The 20,595-nt window shown below is 51.2% G+C and carries 20 protein-coding genes; 14 read left to right on the forward strand and 6 right to left on the reverse strand.

Annotated elements, in window-relative coordinates; all coding sequences use genetic code 11:
- The first annotated feature begins 6 nt into the window (after positions 1-6).
- From O9139_RS21990 to O9139_RS22025, 8 genes are all read left to right on the forward strand, one after another.
- On the forward strand, positions 7-1,524 hold the full coding sequence (locus O9139_RS21990) for an extracellular solute-binding protein (protein ID WP_270881570.1): 1,518 nt from the start codon (positions 7-9) through the stop codon (positions 1,522-1,524).
- The gene (locus tag O9139_RS21995; protein ID WP_270881571.1) at positions 1,505-1,687 is read left to right on the forward strand and encodes a hypothetical protein; all 183 of its coding nucleotides are present in this window, start codon (positions 1,505-1,507) and stop codon (positions 1,685-1,687) included. The genes O9139_RS21990 and O9139_RS21995 overlap by 20 nt, the downstream gene beginning before the upstream one ends.
- A 39-nt stretch (positions 1,688-1,726) precedes the next feature.
- On the forward strand, positions 1,727-3,265 hold the full coding sequence (locus O9139_RS22000; protein ID WP_270881572.1) for an extracellular solute-binding protein: 1,539 nt from the start codon (positions 1,727-1,729) through the stop codon (positions 3,263-3,265).
- Positions 3,266-3,340: 75 nt separating this feature from the next.
- Positions 3,341-4,291 (forward strand): ABC transporter permease, encoded by a 951-nt coding sequence (locus O9139_RS22005; protein ID WP_270881573.1) that lies wholly within the window; start codon positions 3,341-3,343, stop codon positions 4,289-4,291.
- A gap of 13 nt (positions 4,292-4,304) precedes the next feature.
- Entirely contained in the window at positions 4,305-5,180 is an 876-nt protein-coding gene (locus O9139_RS22010) for a carbohydrate ABC transporter permease (RefSeq protein ID WP_270881574.1), read from the forward strand.
- Positions 5,181-5,195: 15 nt separating this feature from the next.
- The gene (locus tag O9139_RS22015; protein WP_270881575.1) at positions 5,196-6,332 is read left to right on the forward strand and encodes a hypothetical protein; all 1,137 of its coding nucleotides are present in this window, start codon (positions 5,196-5,198) and stop codon (positions 6,330-6,332) included.
- A 1-nt stretch (position 6,333) separates the two neighbouring features.
- A complete protein-coding gene (locus tag O9139_RS22020; protein ID WP_270881576.1) occupies positions 6,334-7,575 on the forward strand; it encodes an MFS transporter in 1,242 nt (413 codons plus the stop codon).
- Positions 7,572-8,672, forward strand: a complete 1,101-nt coding sequence (locus O9139_RS22025; protein WP_270881577.1) for a glycoside hydrolase family 88/105 protein — start codon at positions 7,572-7,574, stop codon at positions 8,670-8,672. Before O9139_RS22020 ends, O9139_RS22025 begins: the two co-directional genes overlap by 4 nt.
- A gap of 25 nt (positions 8,673-8,697) precedes the next feature.
- Here O9139_RS22025 and O9139_RS22030 read toward each other — a convergent pair whose 3' ends face one another.
- Both O9139_RS22030 and O9139_RS22035 read right to left on the reverse strand, forming a co-directional pair.
- Positions 8,698-9,366 carry an ABC transporter ATP-binding protein gene (locus tag O9139_RS22030; protein WP_270881578.1) on the reverse strand — a complete coding sequence of 223 codons (669 nt, stop codon included), beginning with the start codon at positions 9,364-9,366 and terminating at the stop codon, positions 8,698-8,700.
- A 150-nt stretch (positions 9,367-9,516) separates the two neighbouring features.
- Positions 9,517-10,284, reverse strand: coding sequence for a DODA-type extradiol aromatic ring-opening family dioxygenase (locus tag O9139_RS22035; protein ID WP_270881579.1), 768 nt, complete (start codon positions 10,282-10,284; stop codon positions 9,517-9,519).
- A 169-nt stretch (positions 10,285-10,453) separates the two neighbouring features.
- Here O9139_RS22035 and O9139_RS22040 point away from each other — a divergent pair, with 169 nt between their 5' ends.
- Positions 10,454-10,786, forward strand: a complete 333-nt coding sequence (locus tag O9139_RS22040) for a winged helix-turn-helix transcriptional regulator (RefSeq protein WP_270881580.1) — start codon at positions 10,454-10,456, stop codon at positions 10,784-10,786.
- Between the two features lie 335 nt (positions 10,787-11,121).
- On the forward strand, positions 11,122-12,345 hold the full coding sequence (locus tag O9139_RS22045) for a globin-coupled sensor protein (protein WP_270881581.1): 1,224 nt from the start codon (positions 11,122-11,124) through the stop codon (positions 12,343-12,345).
- 36 nt (positions 12,346-12,381) lie between these two features.
- On the opposite strand, the gene O9139_RS22050 is transcribed toward O9139_RS22045, so the two are convergent.
- The 4 genes from O9139_RS22050 to O9139_RS22065 form a co-directional block, all read right to left on the reverse strand.
- The gene (locus O9139_RS22050; protein WP_270881582.1) at positions 12,382-12,756 is read right to left on the reverse strand and encodes an ArsR/SmtB family transcription factor; all 375 of its coding nucleotides are present in this window, start codon (positions 12,754-12,756) and stop codon (positions 12,382-12,384) included.
- 1 nt (position 12,757) lies between these two features.
- Positions 12,758-13,174 carry an SRPBCC family protein gene (locus O9139_RS22055; protein WP_270881583.1) on the reverse strand — a complete coding sequence of 139 codons (417 nt, stop codon included), beginning with the start codon at positions 13,172-13,174 and terminating at the stop codon, positions 12,758-12,760.
- Positions 13,175-13,275: 101 nt separating this feature from the next.
- Entirely contained in the window at positions 13,276-13,986 is a 711-nt protein-coding gene (locus tag O9139_RS22060) for a metallophosphoesterase family protein (RefSeq protein WP_270881584.1), read from the reverse strand.
- A gap of 421 nt (positions 13,987-14,407) precedes the next feature.
- Positions 14,408-14,560: a hypothetical protein gene (locus tag O9139_RS22065; protein WP_270881585.1), complete on the reverse strand. Its 153-nt coding sequence runs from the start codon at positions 14,558-14,560 to the stop codon at positions 14,408-14,410.
- A 533-nt stretch (positions 14,561-15,093) separates the two neighbouring features.
- Between O9139_RS22065 and O9139_RS22070 the strand changes: the two genes are divergently transcribed.
- From O9139_RS22070 to O9139_RS22085, 4 genes are all read left to right on the forward strand, one after another.
- Positions 15,094-17,769: a YhgE/Pip domain-containing protein gene (locus O9139_RS22070; protein ID WP_270881586.1), complete on the forward strand. Its 2,676-nt coding sequence runs from the start codon at positions 15,094-15,096 to the stop codon at positions 17,767-17,769.
- Between the two features lie 194 nt (positions 17,770-17,963).
- Complete coding sequence (locus O9139_RS22075) at positions 17,964-18,638, forward strand: phosphatase PAP2 family protein (protein ID WP_270881587.1); 675 nt, start codon at positions 17,964-17,966, stop codon at positions 18,636-18,638.
- The gene (locus O9139_RS22080; protein ID WP_270881588.1) at positions 18,635-19,816 is read left to right on the forward strand and encodes an MGDG synthase family glycosyltransferase; all 1,182 of its coding nucleotides are present in this window, start codon (positions 18,635-18,637) and stop codon (positions 19,814-19,816) included. Before O9139_RS22075 ends, O9139_RS22080 begins: the two co-directional genes overlap by 4 nt.
- Before the next feature lie 30 nt (positions 19,817-19,846).
- Entirely contained in the window at positions 19,847-20,593 is a 747-nt protein-coding gene (locus O9139_RS22085; RefSeq protein ID WP_270881589.1) for a polysaccharide deacetylase family protein, read from the forward strand.
- Positions 20,594-20,595 lie beyond the last annotated feature (2 nt).

Below are 20,595 nucleotides of genomic sequence, written 5' to 3' on the forward strand. Positions count from 1 at the left end.
CACAGAATGGGCAATGTTGTTAAACGGAGTCGTTGGAAAAGAAGCTGTCTGATCATCACGCTGCTGAGCCTGGTTAGCTGGCTGACCGCCTGCAGTCATAGCATGACGTCCAAGCAGGATCAAGCGGGTGACAACCGGCCTGTCATTTCGATTATGGCGCCTCTGCATTTTCCGCATCCGCCTACTCCCGAGCTGGTGAAAGCCATTGAAGACCGGACGCAAACGAAGTTGGAATTGAACTGGGTGCCTGATGGCATTTATACGGACAAGATGAACACAGCGCTCACAACCAACTCACTTAAAAAAGCGACTTATGTCAAATACACGGACTATTTGCTGCTCAAGAACTCCATCCGTTCGGACGCGTTTTGGGATATCGGCCCCTACTTGGAGCAATTTCCGAACTTAAAGCAATTGAATAAAAATATTCTCAATCAAACGTCTGTTGACGGCAAAATATACGGCCTGTATACAGAGCGCCCTTCGTCGCGCCAAGGCATTATCATCCGTGAGGATTGGCTGGACAACCTGAAGCTGGCGAAACCAAGGACGATTGATGAACTGTACAACGTGTTGAAAGCGTTCACGAACAACGATCCGGATCAGGACAGCAAAGCGGATACGATCGGGTTGACCGACCGGAACGACCTCGTCTTCGGCGCCTTCAAAACGGTCGCTTCCTACTTCGGCACCCCCAACAATTGGGGGATTAGCGGGGGGAAGCTGGTTCCGGAGTTCGAGACAGCGGCTTATATGGATGCGATGGATTTTATGAAGAAGCTGTATGACGAGAAGCTGATTAATAATGATTTCGCAGTCACGAGCAAAGATGTGCAGCGCGACAAGCTCATTCGCGGCATTGCTGGCGTCTATATTGGCAGCATGCAGGATGTGCAGCGTCTATCAGACGAGACACGTTTGGTCGATCCGAAGGCGAAATTGACGCTGATCAATCATATTGAGGGACCGAACGGGTTCAAAGTATGGTCAATCCCGAACTACAGCGCGCTGTACTTGTTCTCGAAGAAAGCGATTCGTACCGAGGACGAGCTGAAGCAGGTGCTTAGCTTTTTTGACCGGTCTATGGATAAAGATGTAGCCAACCTGATGAAATACGGGTTGGAGGGCAGGCATTACACGACCAAGGATGACAAGGTCCTCTTATCGGAGGATACGACACAAATTCGTGCGAATGAAGTGAACGCGCTCTACGTGCTGATGATTGCAGATTTGAACAATCCAAATGTGATGCAGGTGGCGGAGAGTGAATCGTTATCCCAGCTTGCCGACAAGCTTAGTGCGGATAATGAGAAATATGTCGTCAATGATCCGACGATTAGCTTGGAATCCAAGACTTATGATGAACGCGGTGTCGAATTGTACAAAATTATGTCGGACGCTACCTATAATTACATGCTCGGCAAGCTGGACAAGGCCGGATTCCAGCAGGAGATCGAACGCTGGAAACGCAACGGGGGCAGCCAGATCATTCAGGAATACAACGATGCATACGGGAAAAAGTAAAACAGCCGCAGGCGCTTCAGGCGCTTGCGGTTTTTTTGTCTTCATGGGCTCAGCCGTCATGCTCATTTCACATTCGGATAATCATCTTCTCACATCCTTTGCTGCGCCTGGGCGAAATGAGCAAATGATTGTATCGGCACCCGGGTACGGGCATGTAACGTAAGGGGAGCAGCACATCACAATTTTGTGGAGGTCTACGTATATGAAGAGAAAGTTAGTCTCGATTCCACTGAGCGTTATGCTCGTTTCGAGTGTTTTGCTGGCAGCTTGCGGAGGAGATAAATCAGCATCGACAGCACCTGCAGCCAGTACGGCAGCTAGTGCAGCACCAAAAGCAACGGAAGCGGATAGCAAGCCGACACCGATTACGATCATGTCTCCGCTGAATACCGCACAATCCCCGCCGGATGTCATCGTGAAGGAATTGGAGAAAATGACCAACACGAAGCTGACGTTCCAATTTTTCCCGGCAGATACGTACGAAGAGAAGTTGAATACAACGCTGGCGACAGGCGCGCTGCCGCAGGTTACATATCTGAAGAACCAGGCGACATTCATTCAGATGAAATCCGCCATCCGCGATGGCCAATTCTGGGAAATTGGCCCTTATTTGAAAGATTTCCCGAACCTGAGCAAGTTGAAATCCACAACGAACGACAATACCAAGGTCGACGGCAAGTTGTACTCGCTGTATCGCGGTGTCGACATTGCCCGTCAAGGCCTGATCTACCGCAAAGACTGGGCGGATAAGCTGGGCCTGAAAGCGCCTACAAACACTCAGGAGCTCTACGAGATGGCGAAAGCTTTCGCCGAGAAGGATCCCGACGGCAACGGCAAAAAGGATACGATCGGTTTGGCTGACCGTAACGACCTGATCTACGGCGCGTTCAAGACCGTTGATAATTGGTTGGGCGTACCGAACAACTGGGGTGAAAAAGACGGCAAGCTGCAGCCTGAATTCATGTTCCCTGAATATGTAGCTTCCATGGATTACTTCAAAAAGCTGCGCGATGAAGGCTTAATCAATAAAGACTTCGCAGCGACAAGCAAAACGGACCAAATCAAGCTGTTCACGAGCGGCACGGCAGGGATGTACATCGGTGCGATGACGGATGTGGCGTCGTTGAACAAAGATTTGATCAAGAACGTGCCATCGGCTGTTGTGGATGTGCACAGCATGGTAGCTGGACCTAGCGGGAAATTCTCTTCCTGGGCGCTGGGCGGCTACAACAACGTCGTGCTGTTCCCAAAATCCGCGATTAAAACGGAAGCTGATCTGAAGAAGATTTTGGCCTTCTTCGATAAAGAGATGTCGCCTGAAGTAGCGAATATGATGTTCTGGGGCATCAAAGACGTGCATTATTCCGTAACGGATAACAAAGCGAAGAAGCTGGACGAGGATAAATGGACGCGTGAAGTGAAGCCGTTCGCAGACGCCGCTATCGGTGATGAGGACACGACGGGGCGCTACCTCGGCATCCCTTCGATCCCAGCAGCAGGCAAAGCCGATCAGCTGAAAATCGAGAACCTGAAGTACGCCGTACAGGATCCGACGGCAGCGCTGGACTCCAAAACAAACATGGAGAAAGGCGTACAGCTGCAAGCGCTCATCACAGACGCTACGTACAAGTACATCTACGGCAATCTGGATAAAGCCGGATTCGACAAAGCGGTTGAAGACTGGAAGAGCCGTGGCGGTTCCAAAATTATTGACGAGTACAACGCCGTTTATAAGAAGTAAAGCAAACAGAAGGGCTGTCGTGCAGGCGGCAGCTCTTTCTTCTTAAAAAATGTTCTCCCGGAAAGGAAGAAGTGTATGGAGGAAGTGAATGTAAGACAAAGAGCGGTGACGACGACACGAAGCAGCGAGTTAAGCAAACGTCTATGGAAAAACAAGTGGATCTATGTCATGCTGCTGCCGGGAGTCTTGTATTTTCTTGTTTTTAAGTACATTCCCATGTATGGCCTTGTCATTTCATTTCAGGATTATAAACCGTTTAAAGGCATCAGCGGCAGTGAGTGGGTAGGCTTTGAACATTTTCAACGACTGTTCACTGAACCTGACTTTTTACAAATTTTAGGTAACACCTTGATTTTGTTTGTGATGAACCTGTTGTTCTATTTCCCGATTCCGATTATTTTGGCGCTTATGCTGAATGAAGTCAAAGGCGACCTGTTCAAGAAAACGTTTCAGACGATTGTGTATTTGCCTCACTTCATGTCTTGGGTCATTATCGTTTCCATCACCTTCGTTATGCTGACGATGGATGGCGGGGTTGTCAACGACTTGCTGGAGTACTTCGGCTTGGAGAAAGTGAACTTCCTGCTGGCGCCCGAATGGTTCAGACCGGTATATATCCTTCAAGTCATATGGCGGGAAGCAGGCTGGGGAACCATCATTTATTTGGCGGCTATCGCCTCAATCGACCCGCAGCTGTATGAAGCAGCTCGCATGGATGGCGCAGGGCGATTCAGACAAATGTGGCATATTACATTGCCTGCGATTCGCTCCGTTATCATCGTTTTGTTAATTTTGAAAATTGGTGCGGTTCTCGACCTCGGTTTCGAACATGTGTACCTGCTGCTCAATTCCATGAACCGGAACGTGGCCGAGATCATCGATACTTACGTATATACGGCAGGCTTAAAGCAAGGCCAATTCAGCTACAGTACCGCAATCGGATTCTTCAAATCGTTTATCGGACTGATCCTGGTTATGATGGTGAACCGGATTTCCAAGAAGATGGGCGAAGAGGGCGTCTACTAAGGAGGACTCAACCATGATAGATGATAGAACGGTAAAAGGCAGAATTTTTGCCATTGTCAACTATTTGTTATTAACGATCATCGGCCTCATTACCGTCATACCTTTCGTACACGTCGTTGCCGGCTCATTTACTTCCAGTGCGGAGATGGCGGCCAAAAAGTTCGTGCTGATTCCGACGGAATGGAGCCTTGCGGCGTACCAGTTTATTTTCTCTACGAATACGATCTTCAAAGCGATGGCGGTCTCGATCGGCATTACGGTAGTCGGCACCGCATTCAGTATGTTCATCACGGCTTTGATGGCTTACGGACTGTCCCGCCGGGATGTCGACGGGCGCAGCGTTATCATGTTCTTGGTCGTGTTCACGATGCTATTCCACGGCGGCTTGATTCCAACGTTCCTCGTCGTCAAAGAGCTTGGATTGATCGACAGCTATGCATCGTTGATTCTGCCTTCCGCGATCAGTGCGTTTAACCTGATCATTCTGAAAAACTTCTTTCAGAATATCCCAGACGGTTTGGAGGAGTCCGCAAGAATCGACGGCTGCAGCGATTTCGGCATTTTGTTCCGCATTGTGCTGCCGTTATCCATGCCGGCTATCGCAACAATCTCCCTGTTCTATGCGGTGACCTACTGGAACACGTATATGAGCGCCATTTTCTACCTGAACGATAGCGCCAAATGGCCGATCCAGGTCCTGCTGCGGCAAATTGTCGTGCTTTCCAGCGGCATGGATTACAGCTCGGATCTGGACAGTGTGACGCCGCCGCCGGCGCAATCGATCAAGATGGCCGTTATCGTCGTGGCGACACTGCCGATTCTGCTGGTGTATCCGTTCCTGCAGAAGCACTTTGCTAAAGGTGCCATGCTCGGCTCGATCAAAGGATAGGAGAGGAACCGGCAGATGGGCATTCACACTGACAATAATCAAGACATGGCTGATATGCAGCGGATTCTAGCGGAGATGGACGGCATGTTCGAGGGCTTCTTCGCCTGGCTGGGCGGGCAATATGACGCGGAGAGCGGAGGCTTCTATTATGCGCCCAGCTCGCGGTCCATGCCTGCGCGGCCGGACATTGAGTCAACAGCGCAGGCGCTGAATATACTGGAGCGCTGCGGCCTGCTGGCCGCCATGCCGGAAGCGATGAAACAGCGCATGATCGCTTTCTTCCAGCAGAAGCAGGACCCGGCATCAGGCTATTTCTATGACGACAACCCCTTGATGCGCGAGGATGAAGTGATGGTCGCCCGCGCCATCGGCTACAGTACGAATGCACTGCGTAAGCTCGGCGGGCAGCCGCTATATGCGCTGCCGTATGCAGCGCAGCAGGCTCCGGCGTACATGAGTTCGCCGGAAGATTACAGGCGGTGGCTGGACCTGGTCGAGCTCTGCAACAGTTGGCGCGGCTGCGACCGCCTGTCCACCTCCAGCGTGTACGTGCGGCAAGTGGAGCCGGCGGAGAAGCGGGCCGCGTTCGCGCAGACCGCATTTGATTTCTTTGCCGATCGGCAGGATCCGCTGACGGGGCTATGGGGGGAAGGGTCGTATTATGTGCGCATCTCAGGAACGTTCAAGCTGCACATCTTCTACGACCACTTCGAAGTCCCCCTGCCGCGCGAAGCGGAGATTTACAAGAGCATCCTGTACACGCTGCGCCATGAGGAGGCGGAGGATATGTGCTACATCCGCAATCCGATTCATCTGCTCTCTTATATGCAGCTGTTTATTCCTCTTGCAGAGCTGCATGAGATCATTGCGGTGACCACGCGCAATATGAAGCGGCTGCTGCGCGCGGACGGCGGCTTTTCGCGGGAGCTGGCGCATTCGCCGAAAGCGCCGAATGTCGCGCAGATCAAGCGCGGCGAGTACTATCCGAACATGCCGCAGGCGGTTAGAATCGGCCGCGGCGAGATCGAAGGCGACATGAACGCGGGGACGCAGGCGCTGTTAATCCGCTCGGTGTGCTACAGCTTGGCAGGGCTGCAAGCACCGGATTTGGCCGCTGCCGCCATCAAGCACGTGTACAAGGCAGCCGATTAGCATGATGGAACGGTTCGCAAGAGACCCACTGCCGCTTGAAAAACGATTGTCGCGCGAAGCCGCAAGCACGCTGTGGAATCACGGCATCTATCAATTCGGCAATTCGCTGGCAGGCGTGTTTATTAGCCTGTATTTGTGGCGGCTGACCAATGATCTGTGGATCAATGGCGCTTTTCAGCTGATTATGCTGGCATCAGCGCCAATTGCGACGATTTATATGGGTAAAGTTGCCAAAGTGAAAGACCGGTTGTACGCGTACCGTTCCGGCATTTATTTAACGGCATTATTTTATTTGCTAATCCTGATCGCCCAGGAACGAATGATTGACTATTATGTCGGGTTTGCACTGCTTAAAGGCATATCTACAGCCTTCTATTGGCTGGGCAACTTCACTATGATCTCGGATGTGACCGATAACGATAACCGGCACCGGTATTTGGGCATCAACGCGATGGTGACCCATGTGGCCAACTTATCGGGACCGGCCTTGGCCGGGCTGATCATTGCCAGTTTTTCCGGGCTGCGCGGCTACATGCTCATTTTTGGCCTATCGTTCCTCATGTTCGTTCTTGGCTCGGTTCTTAGTTTACAGATTCGCAAAAGACCGACGCATCATACGGCATATTACCTTAAATATACGAGTCTTATCTTGAAAAGGCGTCCTGACTTCACCAGATCCCTAGTGGGATGGTTCATCATTGGATTGCCGCAGGGCATCATGGTGTACGTGCCGTCGATTCTTATTTACCATGTGCTGCCCCATGAGTCATGGGTCGGCTATTTGAATGCTTTTTTTCTCAGCTTGTCGATTTTATCGAGTTATATCTTGTCCGTTCGCGGCAATTCAGCTGCCACTGGCACGTATTTATCCTGGTCAGCCTGGGGCAGCTTGGCGGCGACAGTCATTTTGCTGTGGGGCGTCTCCTTGACGGGGGTCATCATTTTTATGTGCGTCACCTCCCTGTTGAAACCGCTACAAGCGAACACGTATACGGCGCATTATTATCAGATGATCGGCAGTATGCCATTAGGCGAAAACTTTCGAATCGAATCGATCGTCATTCGCGAATCCGTCATTAATATCGGCCGTGCGGCCGGCGTGCTGCTGTTTATGCTGACAGCCGGGGAGATCGATAACGTGTGGCTGCCATGGATGCTGGTTGCCGTCATGCTAGCACAAGCTGTCATTCGCCCATTGATCGAGGGACGGGCAGGAACATTAGAGAGGGGAATATCAAGATGAACAACCGCTTAGAACAATCGCCAATCCAGTGGGCCAGAGCTGCCTGCGATTCTGTAATGAGCACGTACACGCCTATGGAGCTGCCGCCGGCTGGGCGCTGGCATTATCATCAAGGCGTATTCCTGTGCGGCATGGAGATGCTGTGGAAAGCCGATCAGGACGAGCGCTATGACGCCTATATCCAACAATACGTCGACAACCTGATCGATGAATATGGGAATCTTTATTTTGCCCGTGACGAGTTGGATGCGATTCAAGCCGGGCTTTTGCTGTTCCGCTTGGAGCAGCGCACGGGAGCGCGCAAGTACCGGATCGCTGCAGATAAGCTGCGGAGTCTATTGACAACGTTGAACCTGACAAGCGAAGGCGGCTTTTGGCATAAAGACAAATATCCGTACCAAATGTGGCTCGACGGGCTTTACATGGGCGGCGTCTTCTCCTTGAAGTACGCCAATGCGTATGGGGAGTCCGGCCTGCGAGCGACCGTGCTGCATCAGGAGAAGCTCATGCGTAAGCATATGAAGGACGAGCAGACGGGGCTTCTCTATCATGCCTGGGACGAGAGCCGGCGCATGCCATGGGCGAACCCGGAGACGGGTTGTTCGCCGGAGTTCTGGGGCCGCTCACTCGGCTGGTACGGCCTAGCTGTGGCGCAGTTCCTTGACGAGCTGCCTGCGGATGAGCCGGGGCGCGAAGCGCTAGTCGCCTCGCTGCGCGAGTTCGTGCAAGCCTTAGTCCGCTATCAGGATGCGGAGAGCGGCTTGTGGTACCAGGTGGTGGACAAAGGACACCTGTCGGATAACTGGCTCGAAACATCGTGCACGAGCCTGTTCGTCTATACCATCGCCAAGGCGATCAAGCATGGCGTTGTCGGCGCTGAATGCCTGGACGCTGCAGTCAAAGGCTATCAGGGCTTGATCCGCACGCTGGAGTTCGACGAGCAGGAGCTTGTGATTGTGCCGCTGATTTGTATCGGCACATCGGCGGGGGACTATGAGAACTACGTGACGCGCCCGACGAGCCAGAACGATCTGCATGGCGTGGGAGCTTTCGTCATGGCCTGTGTGGAGATGCAGTCGCTGCTGCAGGCAAATTAAGCTCAGATGCCCTTTAAAAGCTGATTTACACGACAATCCTCCCATCGCGTATGCGAATGATTCTTTGCGCTTGGCTGGCGATGGCCGGATCGTGCGTAATGACGATGATGGTCCGTCCCAGGGCATGCAGCCTTTTGAGAAGCTCCATGATCTCCTGGCCTGTACGAGTATCCAGCGCGCCCGTCGGTTCGTCCGCCAGCAGGATCGGCGGATCCCCGGCCAAGGCGCGGGCGATTGCGATGCGCTGCTGCTGCCCGCCCGAAAGCTCAGCCGGCCGGTGTGCCTTGCGGTCCAGCAGCTCAACGGATTCAAGCGCTTTGGTGACGAGGATGGCGCGCTCTTTTCTAGGGACGCCGCGGTACGTCAGGGGCAGCTCAACGTTCTCATAAGCGGATAGCCTCGGCAGCAGATTGAAGCTTTGGAACACAAATCCGATTTTGCGGTTGCGAATTTCGGCTAGCTGATTATCCTTAAGCCGGGCAACCGCAGTGCCATCGAGATCGTATTGCCCCTGATCAGCGACATCGAGGCAGCCGATAATGTTCATTAAGGTGGACTTGCCGGAGCCGGAAGGCCCCATTATGGCCACAAATTCCCCCTGTTCGACATCAAACGAAACGTTGTCCAACGCATGAACCGGCTCATCGCCCATTCGGTAATATTTGCTGACGCCCTCACAATGAATGAGAGGCATGCCGCTCACCTCCGATGGAATGCATCTATCCTAGTTTATGAGCAGCAGCACGTACTAATTTCAACAAAACGAATCGAGCGCACTAAAAAAAGCTTCCCCGCCATCGACCTCTCGGTTGAAGCGGGGAAGCTCTTCATTATACATGGCCGCTTAGAAAGACAGCGCCAAATAGCTCAGTGAGCCGACTTCGTAGCTGCGATGAATGACCTTGGCTTGCCGCTGCGGGTCGCCGCTGCCCATCGCCAGATAGAGCGGCACAAAATGCTCAGGGCGCGGTACGGCCATCCGCGCATTAGGGGCTAAGGTGTCGTAGTGGAACAACGCCTCCAAGTTCGATTGCTCGATGCCTGCGATCAGCCAATCGTCGAAGGCGACGGCCCATGCATCCGGACTGACAGCGTTCCAATTGATCGCCCGCAGGTTATGAACCGTTGCACCGCTGCCGATGATAAGGATATCTTCCTGATCCAGTCCGCGGAGTGCCTCACCGATGCGATATTGCTCGGCTGGCGGAAGATATGGATGTACGGAAATCTGAATGACGGGGCATTCAGGCTGCGGGAACATCCGGGAGAGCGGAACCCAAGAACCGTGATCAAGCCCCCGTGTCGCGTCCAGATTAACGCGAATTCCTTTGGCCTTAAAACGCTCCGCTAATGTATGTGCGAGCTGTGTCGAGCCTTTAGCTGGATATTTGATCTGGTACAGCTCTTTTGGGAAGCCGCCGAAATCGTAGATTGTTTCATAGATATCGTCTGTCGAGGATATCGTGAGCACTTCCGTTTCCCAGTGTGCGGTAAAAATAACGATAGCTTTCGGAGCCAGCTTGCTGCCATAATCGAGAAGGAATTCCGTGCAGGGCGTATCTTGAATAGCCATTAACGGCGAGCCGTGTCCAACAAAAATAGGTGAAATCATAGGTGATCACCATTCCCTTCGTTCGTTTACTTTTTATAAACTAGTTACTTTATGTAACTAAGTGTACAGGGTGAGTGTGGTTTCGTCAAGTAAGCACCATACTTTTGGTAACCTTGTTTCTTGTCGAATGGTTCAGTATAATAAAGAGACATATTGAGGTGATGAAAAGATGGAACAACCGCATCAGCAATCGCAAATGTGCCCCCGCTTTGAGAAGGCGGTAGAAATCCTGAGCAAACGCTGGACCTCGCTGATCGTTTTTCAATTGCTGTCGGGTCCGCAGCGATTCGTCCAGATTGATCACGCACTGCCTAATCTCAGCGGCAAAGTGCTGTCAGAGCGGCTGAAAGAGCTGGAGCAGGAAGGAATTGTGCGCAGAGTCGTATACCCGGAAAGCCCTGTGCGTATTGAGTACTCGCTGACTGACAAAGGCCGGGCGTTAGCGCCCATCTTCACAGAGATCGGCAAATGGTCCGCGGAGTGGCTGCCTATACCCGAATAATACGGTTCATTCTTTTACGTGAAAGCGGAAAGAGTGGACTTTTTTATTTTAGGAAAGTTGTCGAAATATAGGTAGTGTTTGCTATACACATATTTCCTAAATCAACTTATAATTAGGTATTAACTACTAGTCGTGGAAATATAGCCCTAGAAAAGGGTAAACCAATGGGGCATCCATTCTATTATTCGGGGGGGACTTTTTTACGCACAGACAGGGGGAACGTACTAGTGAGTAAGTGTCCATTTTCAAAAATGTTAGGATTATTCGGGTTCACCGGAAAAAAATTACCAACTCATCATGATTTATTGAAAAAATCACAACATGTAAACATAACGATGAGTTTGAAAGACCCTGAAATTATGATGCAGCTTAAAATGATTGAGCTTACAGATGAAGAAATTCGTATCGCCAAATATTTTCAACCGATCATTCGCGAGCACAGTGAGGAAATCGTCGATAGCTTTTATAAATCCGTGCTGGAAGTAGAGAAGTTAAAACAGCTTATCCAGGAGCATAGTACGATCGAGCGGTTGAAAAAGACGCTTGAGCTTCATTTGATCGAGATCTTCAGCGGCCAGTTTGATGCCCAGTTCCTGGAGAAACGAACACAAGTAGCGATGATTCACTTCCGGATCGGCCTCGATCCCAAATGGTACCTAAGTGCGTTCCAAAACCTGCTGAATGCATCGCTAGGCGTTGTATTAAGGCGTGTGGAGGATCGGGAAGAGAGTATGAGAATCAGCACAGTGGTCACGAAGTTGTTCAATTTTGAACAACAGCTTGTGTTGGATGCATACGAGAAGGAGACGCTGTATCAGCGTGAAATTGAATATCAGAAGAAAGAAAATCTCGTGAAACAGATCATCGGCACCAGCACGAATCTGGCTGAGTTGACTTTAGAGACAAGCTCTTCGGTCAAAGAGCTTATCGCTACTAGCAACGAAGTGAACACCAAAGTACAGCGAAGCGCGGAAAAAACAAGAGACACTCAGCGAATTGCCGCGGAAGGCGAACTTCGCATTGCCAAACTGGAGAGCAGCATCGAATCGATGGATACGAGCACATCCGAAATGTCCGATGTTGTGAGCAGGTTGAACGAATCCGCAACGCACATTCGCGAAGTGATTAACATCGTTAATGAAATTGCCGGACAAACGAATCTGCTGGCTTTGAACTCCGCGATTGAAGCCGCGCGTGCCGGCGAGCATGGCAGAGGCTTCGCTGTCGTTTCGAGCGAGGTCAGGAAGCTGTCGGATCAAACGAAACAATCCGTGGAACAAATTCAGAAACTGGTCGACCAGACGAGCAAATATTCTTCTGAAGTCGCCAGCGCCATTCTCTCTGTTCAACAATTGGTGAAGAACGGTCTTGCCGAGTCTCAAGTAACACGAGAAGCCTTCACTGAAATTATGGATTCTATGAACATGAATATTGCAGAAGTAGGGCAAGTAGAGCAGGAAATTAAAGAACTGGTGTATGTCATTGAAGAGATCGGCCAAGCGACGCAAAAAGTGGCGGCATCTTCGGAAGCGTTGAATGATTCGGCCAAGTCCATATAACGCAATGAAAGGCTGTCCGGGTGGACAGCCTTTTGGTTATGTTGGAGGATCCGAATCAGCCAGCTCCAGCTTCGTAAAGAAGGGGTCCCCCTCCTCGGATTCGACCAAACGTTTGAGTATGCTTAGCTTGTTTTCCCAATACCGCTCATAGTAGGCGAGCCAGCGTTTGAGTTCCATTAACGGCTCGGCATCGAGCCGATATCGGGTCTCCCGGCCGACTTTCCTTTCTTTGACGAGCCCGGCATCGGCGAGAATGCGCAGGTGCTTGGAGACGGCGGTGCGGCTCATCGTGAAGTGCCCGCTGATCGTCGTCACTGCCATCTCTTCCTCGCCAAGCAGTCGCAGCACCTGACGGCGAGTCGGGTCGGCGATGGCCTGAAAGACGTCATGCTTTTGCGAGGAAGCAGCCATCTTAAGCCTCGATGATGGTCTGCAGCTTCTTCACGATGCCAACCCAACCGCCGGCCATTCTTTCGCGGACTTCGGCGTGAGATTGCCCGAATTCGGTAACTTTGTCGATATCCCAGCCGTCGTGGATGAGCGTGAACTCGGTTTTGCCATCCTGCTCGACCAGTTCAAATGTCAGCGACCAGTCTTTGCCCCAAGCGAAGGCCAGACGGTTCGGCGGCGCGAGTTCGGTTACTTTGCAAGGCGATTGGCCGAAAGGACCGGCTTCCAAATGAAATTCATAGCCAAGCTCAGGCTTGAAATTGTTAGGCATGAACCAAGCTGCGATGCCCTCTGAAGTGGCTACGGTGTTCCATACCTTTTGGATCGGAGCATTCAGTACGACGGTTTGGCGGATAGCCTGAAGTGTTTGATTGGACATGATCATTGCCTCCATATAAAAGTTAATTTTTGCGAACGGAAATGAAACCAAAAGGTTTCGTAACTGAATTATACGCAACCATTTGGTTTCGTGTCAAGCGCCTATTTGACGGAGAATACTTGCAGGCTTGGCAGCTCTAAGCAGTTTAATTGGCCGCCATACACGGCGCCGCCGTCAATCCCGATAATCCGGTTGTCCCCGAAGTAGACTTCGAAGTTGGCCGGATCCTGATGCAGCGTATCTGTTGTAGTATGTCCGAAAACAACGATTTTGTCGCCATTGTAGCCGTTATGGAACTCGCTGCGAATCCACATGAGGGTGTAGGGCTCCGTTTCGGCAATTGGTGTCGCGGGATGAACCCCGGCATGAACGAAGATGAATTGTTCCGTTTCGATGTAATGATCCAGGCTCGTGAGAAAAGCTAAATGCTGTTCCAGCGTAGCCGAGTGCAAACAAGGCTTTTGAAAAGTGGGCGCCTCCTCGTCAATCGCCCAGTCTGCCTCTGTAAACCCGTAGCTGCGCAAAGTCGCGTCGCCGCCGTTAATTTGCACCCACCGCTTCCAGGTTCGCTCATCGTTCGTCGTTAAAGATTTAATCATCATATCTTCATGATTGCCTTTAAGGACGAGGGCGCCGAGCTCGCGGAGCTGCATGACCTTTTCCACTACACGCTTAGGATCGGGCCCGCGGTCGACATAATCGCCTAAGAGAATGAGCTGGTCTTGCTCAGGCTGATAGTCGATATCCAGGAGCAAGCGCTCCAATTTGTCCAATTCGCCGTGGATATCGCTGATGACAAGTGTGCGTTTCATTGTTTTCTCCTTGCAGTTCGACTTTTTTCTCATCAGTATAGCAAAAAAAGCCGCGCAGCGGCGATGGGGAGGGGGTCTCACCTCTTCGCATTCATCATCAACCTTTAACCACTAAGCTCTACTACTCTAGCTATTTTTAATCACCATCCGCCATCCATCTCCATCGTTTACCCTTCATCATTTTGCATCCGCCATCTGTCACCATCGTTCATCCTCTATCATTTTGCATCCGCCATCCGTCACCATCGTTCATCCTCTATCATTTTGCATCCGCCATCCGTCACCATCGTTCACCCTCCATCATTCTGCATCCGTTATCTGGCCCATCGTTCATCTCTGTCATTTTGCATCCGCCATTTGTCACCATCGTTCACCCTCCATCATTTTGCATCCGCCATTTGTCACCGTCGTTTACCTCCCATCATCCCGCATCCTCAGCCGCTTTAGTGCATGTTTCCTTCACCACATCAACGTCAATTTCACCGTAACTTGTCCACACGTTCATAACACTTTCCGTGCACATATCCATCTTTTGTAACTCGCTCGAATAAGTCATCTTCATTTCGACCACCATCCATGCTTTCTCCCTTTTTTGCCACAGCTTCTTACCATCCTCATCTCGGCAACTCTTCATCCACCATCACTCAGTCTCCACATCCTCCAATTTCCTTCATCTCGCTGCTTCATCTACCATCATTCATCGGTCCAGTCCACACCCACCGTCACTCACTCGCCGCATCCTCCAATCACCATCTCGACCCTCCATCTACCATCCATTCATCGCCCAACCCACATTCACGTCATCCCATCCCTCTCGGCGAGCCATCCGCCACGGCGAATCCTTTCTCCCTCTTTTTCCCCTTCAAAGCTCCTCGTACATGCCCAAAATCACTGCCCACCCCACTTGTCCACAGATCTATCCACAATATCAACATACCCACAAAACCGCATGTGAATAAGACCTCGGCCACTTTATACACATATCCACATGCCGAGTTATCTACATCTGAGTACCTTTTTCTCATATACGGGATCTGACAAATGTTGTATGTTAGGCTATATACAAGGTTACATTAACTACCAGATGAGCGGGGATGGGTGACGGGAATGAAACATATTTTCGGTATATATAAAACGGATCTATTGAACTTGTGGAAAGTGCCCACAGGCCTGCTTCTTATGATTGCACTTGCGATTCTGCCTTCCGTCTACGCGTGGATCAACTTGGAGGCGATGTGGGACCCTTATGCCAACACGTCGGGCATCAAAATCGCCGTAACCAGCAACGACCAAGGTGCGACAGTAGACAACAAGCCGATTAATATCGGGGATGAAGTTGTTAACAATTTAAAAAATAACCATCAACTCGGATGGACGTTTGTGGATAAAGATACAGCGCTCCGCGGTGTCGAGCAGGGGAAGTACTACGCCAGCTTGATTATTCCGGAGGATTTCTCTAAGAAAATTACCAGCATTGTGGATGGCACAATGGAAAAACCGCAAATTATCTACACGGTGAATGAAAAAATCAACGCCGTTGCCCCTAAAATCACCAGCAAAGGCGCATCCAACGTGACCGAGGAGATTAGCGCTAATTTCATCAAAACCGTCAGCTCCTCCATTTTGACAAGGTTAAAGGAGATCGGCATCGACTTTGAAAAAGAGCTCCCGACGATTCGCAACGTAGAGACGAAAATTTTTGAGCTGGAAAAGCATCTTCCTGAGATTACGGATATGGGGAATAAAGCGCTGGATCTTGAACAGAAACTGCCGGATATCAAGGAAAAGGGGCAGAAGATCGTCGATCTGGAGAAGAAAATTCCCGAAATCGATCAAGCTGCGGATACACTGCTGAAAATTGAGGAGCGCTGGCCAAAAATTGCAGCCGTCGCACAGGAAGTGACAGCGATTCAAAAGAAGCTGCCCGAAATCCAGCAGGCGGTGAACCGCGTAACCGAGCTGGACCAGAATTTCGACAAAGTCGAAACCGCGCTGAATACGGCTATCGATACCTCCCGCAAAGCGGACGAGATTGTAAGCGCAGCTTTGGACGCGCTGCCGAAGTTAGAATCCATAGCTGACAACGGCGGCGCTTTCGCCGATCAGCTGAGCAGCTTTTTACAGAATAACGATGCCGCCTTCCAAACGATGATACCTGTCATCAAGCAAAATCTCATCCTCCTGCAGCAGACAGCCGATGCGGTTACGCAGCTTACTCAGGTGCTGCAGGATGCCAATTTGGACCCGCAAAAGGCGCTGCCGCTCGTCACCTTCCTAACGGATCGCTTAACGACAGGCGTCGCCGTTATGGATAGAATGGCAGACCTGTTAACCAGACTGAATACCTACTTACCCAATAGCGCGCTATCCGATCAAATCAGCAAGCTGAACGATGTGAAAGCGAACTTTAACAAACAAATTCAAGTTATGAACAGCATTTCAACAGCATTGAAAAATGGCGCGCGACCGGCAAAGACCCTTGTGGATAACTTGGATACGTTATCCAAGGAGGCCAGCAATGCTTTGGGCGGCATCATTTCCCGCTATGATACGGAAATTGTCCCCAACCTGACAAAGGCGTTGAATCAACTGAAAACGACCGCTTCGCAATCCGCAGGCGTGCTTCAGACGCTGAAATCGCAGCTGCCCAACATCAAGGCGATTTTGCAGGACGCCCAGTCGGGCATTCATTTCGCGCAGGATCAATTGGATGCGCTGCAGAAAGATTTGCCGCAGATCCGTGCTCGCGTCCATGAAGCTGCCACAACGCTGCAGCAGAAGATGGGCGATTTTTCGAGCGGGCTCAATGAGGCCGCTGCCTTTATTCAGAGCGACCTGCCCAAGGTGGAACTGAAGCTGCATGACGCGGCGAATTTCGTGCGCACGGACCTGCCCGCGGCGGAAGACGAAATCCGCAAAGTATCGGAGCTGTACCAGACGAAGTTTCCGGAGTTGGAGGATGCCGTGCATATGGCGGCGAACCTCGTCCGCAGCGATCTGCCGGAATTCGAGGCAGCGGTGCGCAAGGCTGCGGATCAGATCCGCAAAGTTGAGGGTGGGAACAGCATCGAAGAAATATTGCGGCTGCTGCAGAGCGACATCCAGAAGCAGAGCGATTTTCTCGCGAATCCCGTCCTGCTCCAAGAGAATAAATTATTCCCAATACCGAACTATGGGTCGGCCATGTCCCCTTTTTACACAACTTTGTCACTGTGGGTAGGTGCGATGCTGCTCGTTTCGTTGATGCGTGTTGATGTGGATAACCCCGATGGTAAGCTGAGGAGCTACCAAATCTACTTTGGGCGGATGTTGATTTTTTTGACGGTGGGGTTTTTCCAGGCTCTGGTCGTGACTTTAGGGGATATCTATTTGCTCAAGACGTATGTTGTGGATAAAATTTGGTTCATTATTTTCGCCATGCTGATCAGCGTCGTGTTCGTTGCCATTACGTATACGCTCGTTTCTGTATTTGGCAATATTGGCAAAGGGGTCGCGATTATTTTTCTCGTGCTCCAGTTCTCCAGCTCTGGCGGAACATTTCCCGTCAGTACGTCCTCTTCATTTTTTCAGTTGCTTAACCCGTTTGTGCCGTTTACTTATGCGGTTAGTCTCATGCGCGAGGCGGTAGGCGGCATGCTCTGGCCAGTGGTCCTCAAGGACGCGGCTATGCTCATTCTCTTCATCGCAATCAGCTACATCGTCGCCTTAGTCCTGAAAAAGCCGCTCAGCGAATACACACGGCGCGTTGCTGAGAAAGCAAAGAAGACGAAACTGATTTCTTAGGCAATTTCGTTGTGAATTGGCTTGTACCCACGGGTGCAGGCCTTTTCTCTTGCCTCGATATCGGACAAATTCCCCGTCTTAGGTCTAGGTGGCTCTCCAACTTTTGGCTAAATAAAGACAGTACCAAAGTTCGTTTAGGATGATCTGATTCTCTTTTATGATGAATATACCGATAAGGAGAGCGAGGAAATCGAATGAAGGTGCAGTCGTTAAGATCGTATGCATGGGCCTGCTGCGCATTGCTCATGATCCCGTTAATTGGCTTGATCTATATACACTTGAATCATGGAGAGGGCGTCTACTACAGTCTGGTGACAGATCTGGACCGACAGCTCCCGTTTCTCAAAATTTTCGTCGTGCCTTATTTATCGTGGTATGCGTTTCTGCTGGCGGGGTTTTTGTATCTGGCCTATAAGGACCGGCAGAGCTACTATTGGACGCTGCTGCAATTCATCGTTGGTTTGTTGATTTGCTACAGCGTATACGCTGTTTACCAGACTTATGTGCCGCGGCCCTTAATCGAAGGGGATGACTGGCTGCTGCGCACCGTAGCGTGGGTGTACCAATCGGATCAACCATTTAATTGTTTTCCAAGCACGCATGTGCTGACTTCCTATTTGATGATGAAGGCGTATTTGTCTGCGGGGAACGTTCCGCGTATCTATAAAGCGATTGTTACTTTGATGGCTGTATTAATCATTGTCTCGACGCAGTTTGTGAAACAACATGTGCTGCTCGATATCGTCGGCGCCGTGATCGTGGCGGAAGGCGTGGTAGCGATCCTGAACCGGATTCGTTACCGACGCTGGAACAGCGAGCTGGCTGCGGGTATGAGAGGCGAACATTTGGAAGGAGGACTGGAGAGATGATACGCAAAGAGCGGGTACTTATCCTAACCGGTGCGCTTGGTGATGGTCATAATAAAGCGGCGCAAGCGATTGTTGAGGCCGCCAAATATTACCGCCCGGATATCGAGGTGAAAGTCGTCGATTTCTTGGAATGGACGCATCCTTATTTGCACACCGTAGGCAAGTATTGCTATATGCAATGGGTGAAAAGCCTACCATCCGTATATGGATATTTGTACCGTAAAACACGGGATGAGAATAAATTCTCATATATGTTCAAGCGCATGAAGTCGTTTAGCACGGACCGGATGCTGGAGCTTTTGCATATGTACCAACCGACAGAGGTCGTAAGTACGTTTCCGGGCGCTGCCGCGGCGATGTCCTATTTGAAAAAAAGCGGATTAACGACGGTGCCCACAGTGACCGTACTGACCGATTACACAGATCACAGCTATTGGATACACCCTTTCACGGACAGGTATTTGGTCGGAGCTGAGCATGTCAAAAAATCGCTGCTTCGCTACCGTATCCCCGAGCATCGGATCGTGGTGACGGGCATTCCGCTTCGGCTGCCTTTTGCCCAGAGCTATGACCGTCTGAAGCTGCGCGATAAGCACGGGCTGGACCGCCAGCTGCCGACAGTGCTCGTCATGGGCGGCGGGCATGGCCTGATCGGCAAGCAGTTCAAATCCGTCGTGCAATCGGAGGAGCTCGCCTCCCCGGTGCAATTTATTTTCGTATGCGGACGCAACGAGAAGTTGAAACAGAAGCTGGAGGAAGAGTTCGGCGGCAGCAAGACGCGTCATCGGATTGTGATCACAGGCTTTGTTGACCATGTTCACGAGCTGATGGCTTTATCTGACCTAATCGTCACCAAGCCTGGCGGGCTTACCGTGTCGGAGGCGCTTGCGCTGGAACTGCCGATGATGCTGTACAAACCGATTCCCGGTCAAGAGCAGGACAATGCGGCTTATTTGGTCGGTCTGGGCGCAGCGATGGAGGCGAAGAATGCGGCAGAGTTGAAAAGCCAGCTGCTGCAGCTAATCGCAGATCAGAACCTGCTGCACGAGCTGAAAAAGAACGCCAAATCCAACAGACAGAAGGAAGGGGCGCTGCACACCCTAATGGCGATTTTGGAGACGAAGGAAGCCGTTAGCAGGGCGCGCGGGGAGCTGCACCTGGCTTATGCGCGCGTTTAGCACAGGACTTGATGGAGGAGGGCAGCGCGAATGAAACCTTTGGCTTTTACATTCCTGACAATCGGTGCCATCTATACGTTGCTTCCATGGGTGGTGACGCGTATTTTGGGGATCGGCGTATTTCGCAAAGGCGGAGAATTGCGGGAGATTGCGCTCACCTTTGATGACGGGCCTAACCCGGAGTATACGCCGCAATTGCTTGATCTATTGAGACGGCACGGGGTCAAAGCGACCTTTTTCGTGCTTGGGGCTAAGGCTGCACAGTACCCCGAACTGATTCAGCGCATTCACCGCGAAGGACATCAGATCGGCTTGCACAACTATGAGCACAAGTCTAACTGGCTGATGATGCCCTGGAGTGTGCTCAGACAAGTTCGAAGCTCGGCGGCGCAGATCGAAGCGATAACGGGTGAGCAGCCGACGTTTTACCGCCCGCCGTGGGGGATTTTCAACCTTTTTGACCTTGTACTGTTGAAAAAGGAGTTTACCTTCGTACTATGGTCGGTACTGGCGCATGACTGGCGCAGTCGTGTCGGACGGAACCGTTTGAAGTCGATCCTGCAGGACAGGATCACCGATGGATCGGTCGTACTGCTTCATGACTGCGGTGAGACCGTGGGTGCCGACAAGGATGCGCCGCTGCATATGCTGCGCGCTTTGAGCAGTGTCTTGCCGGAGCTGGCGGCAAGAGGCTTTCGCTGCGTCCGGGTCGACGAGATGAGCGGTCGGGCACATTCGCATGCCGATCATGATGGCCGATTGTCTATTCGTTCGTAATT

The sequence above is a fragment of the Paenibacillus aestuarii genome (assembly GCF_027789125.1).
Lineage (GTDB): Bacteria > Bacillota > Bacilli > Paenibacillales > NBRC-103111 > Paenibacillus_E > Paenibacillus_E aestuarii.

Excerpts from the sequence above, each read along its gene's own strand:
- O9139_RS22055 (WP_270881583.1), bottom strand. The coding sequence starts at position 13,174 with ATGTCCAATCAAACACTTCAGGCTATCCGCCAAACCGTCGTACTGAAT.
- O9139_RS21995 (WP_270881571.1), top strand. The coding sequence starts at position 1,505 with ATGCATACGGGAAAAAGTAAAACAGCCGCAGGCGCTTCAGGCGCTTGC.
- O9139_RS22000 (WP_270881572.1), top strand. The coding sequence starts at position 1,727 with ATGAAGAGAAAGTTAGTCTCGATTCCACTGAGCGTTATGCTCGTTTCG.
- O9139_RS22010 (WP_270881574.1), top strand. The coding sequence starts at position 4,305 with ATGATAGATGATAGAACGGTAAAAGGCAGAATTTTTGCCATTGTCAAC.
- O9139_RS22050 (WP_270881582.1), bottom strand. The coding sequence starts at position 12,756 with ATGGCTGCTTCCTCGCAAAAGCATGACGTCTTTCAGGCCATCGCCGAC.
- O9139_RS22080 (WP_270881588.1), top strand. The coding sequence starts at position 18,635 with ATGATACGCAAAGAGCGGGTACTTATCCTAACCGGTGCGCTTGGTGAT.
- O9139_RS22085 (WP_270881589.1), top strand. The coding sequence starts at position 19,847 with ATGAAACCTTTGGCTTTTACATTCCTGACAATCGGTGCCATCTATACG.
- O9139_RS22040 (WP_270881580.1), top strand. The coding sequence starts at position 10,454 with ATGGAACAACCGCATCAGCAATCGCAAATGTGCCCCCGCTTTGAGAAG.
- O9139_RS22030 (WP_270881578.1), bottom strand. The coding sequence starts at position 9,366 with ATGCCTCTCATTCATTGTGAGGGCGTCAGCAAATATTACCGAATGGGC.
- O9139_RS22035 (WP_270881579.1), bottom strand. The coding sequence starts at position 10,284 with ATGATTTCACCTATTTTTGTTGGACACGGCTCGCCGTTAATGGCTATT.
- O9139_RS22075 (WP_270881587.1), top strand. The coding sequence starts at position 17,964 with ATGAAGGTGCAGTCGTTAAGATCGTATGCATGGGCCTGCTGCGCATTG.
- O9139_RS22045 (WP_270881581.1), top strand. The coding sequence starts at position 11,122 with ATGAGTTTGAAAGACCCTGAAATTATGATGCAGCTTAAAATGATTGAG.
- O9139_RS22015 (WP_270881575.1), top strand. The coding sequence starts at position 5,196 with ATGGGCATTCACACTGACAATAATCAAGACATGGCTGATATGCAGCGG.
- O9139_RS22060 (WP_270881584.1), bottom strand. The coding sequence starts at position 13,986 with ATGAAACGCACACTTGTCATCAGCGATATCCACGGCGAATTGGACAAA.
- O9139_RS22020 (WP_270881576.1), top strand. The coding sequence starts at position 6,334 with ATGATGGAACGGTTCGCAAGAGACCCACTGCCGCTTGAAAAACGATTG.
- O9139_RS22005 (WP_270881573.1), top strand. The coding sequence starts at position 3,341 with ATGGAGGAAGTGAATGTAAGACAAAGAGCGGTGACGACGACACGAAGC.
- O9139_RS22070 (WP_270881586.1), top strand. The coding sequence starts at position 15,094 with ATGAAACATATTTTCGGTATATATAAAACGGATCTATTGAACTTGTGG.
- O9139_RS22065 (WP_270881585.1), bottom strand. The coding sequence starts at position 14,560 with ATGGTGGTCGAAATGAAGATGACTTATTCGAGCGAGTTACAAAAGATG.
- O9139_RS22025 (WP_270881577.1), top strand. The coding sequence starts at position 7,572 with ATGAACAACCGCTTAGAACAATCGCCAATCCAGTGGGCCAGAGCTGCC.
- O9139_RS21990 (WP_270881570.1), top strand. The coding sequence starts at position 7 with ATGGGCAATGTTGTTAAACGGAGTCGTTGGAAAAGAAGCTGTCTGATC.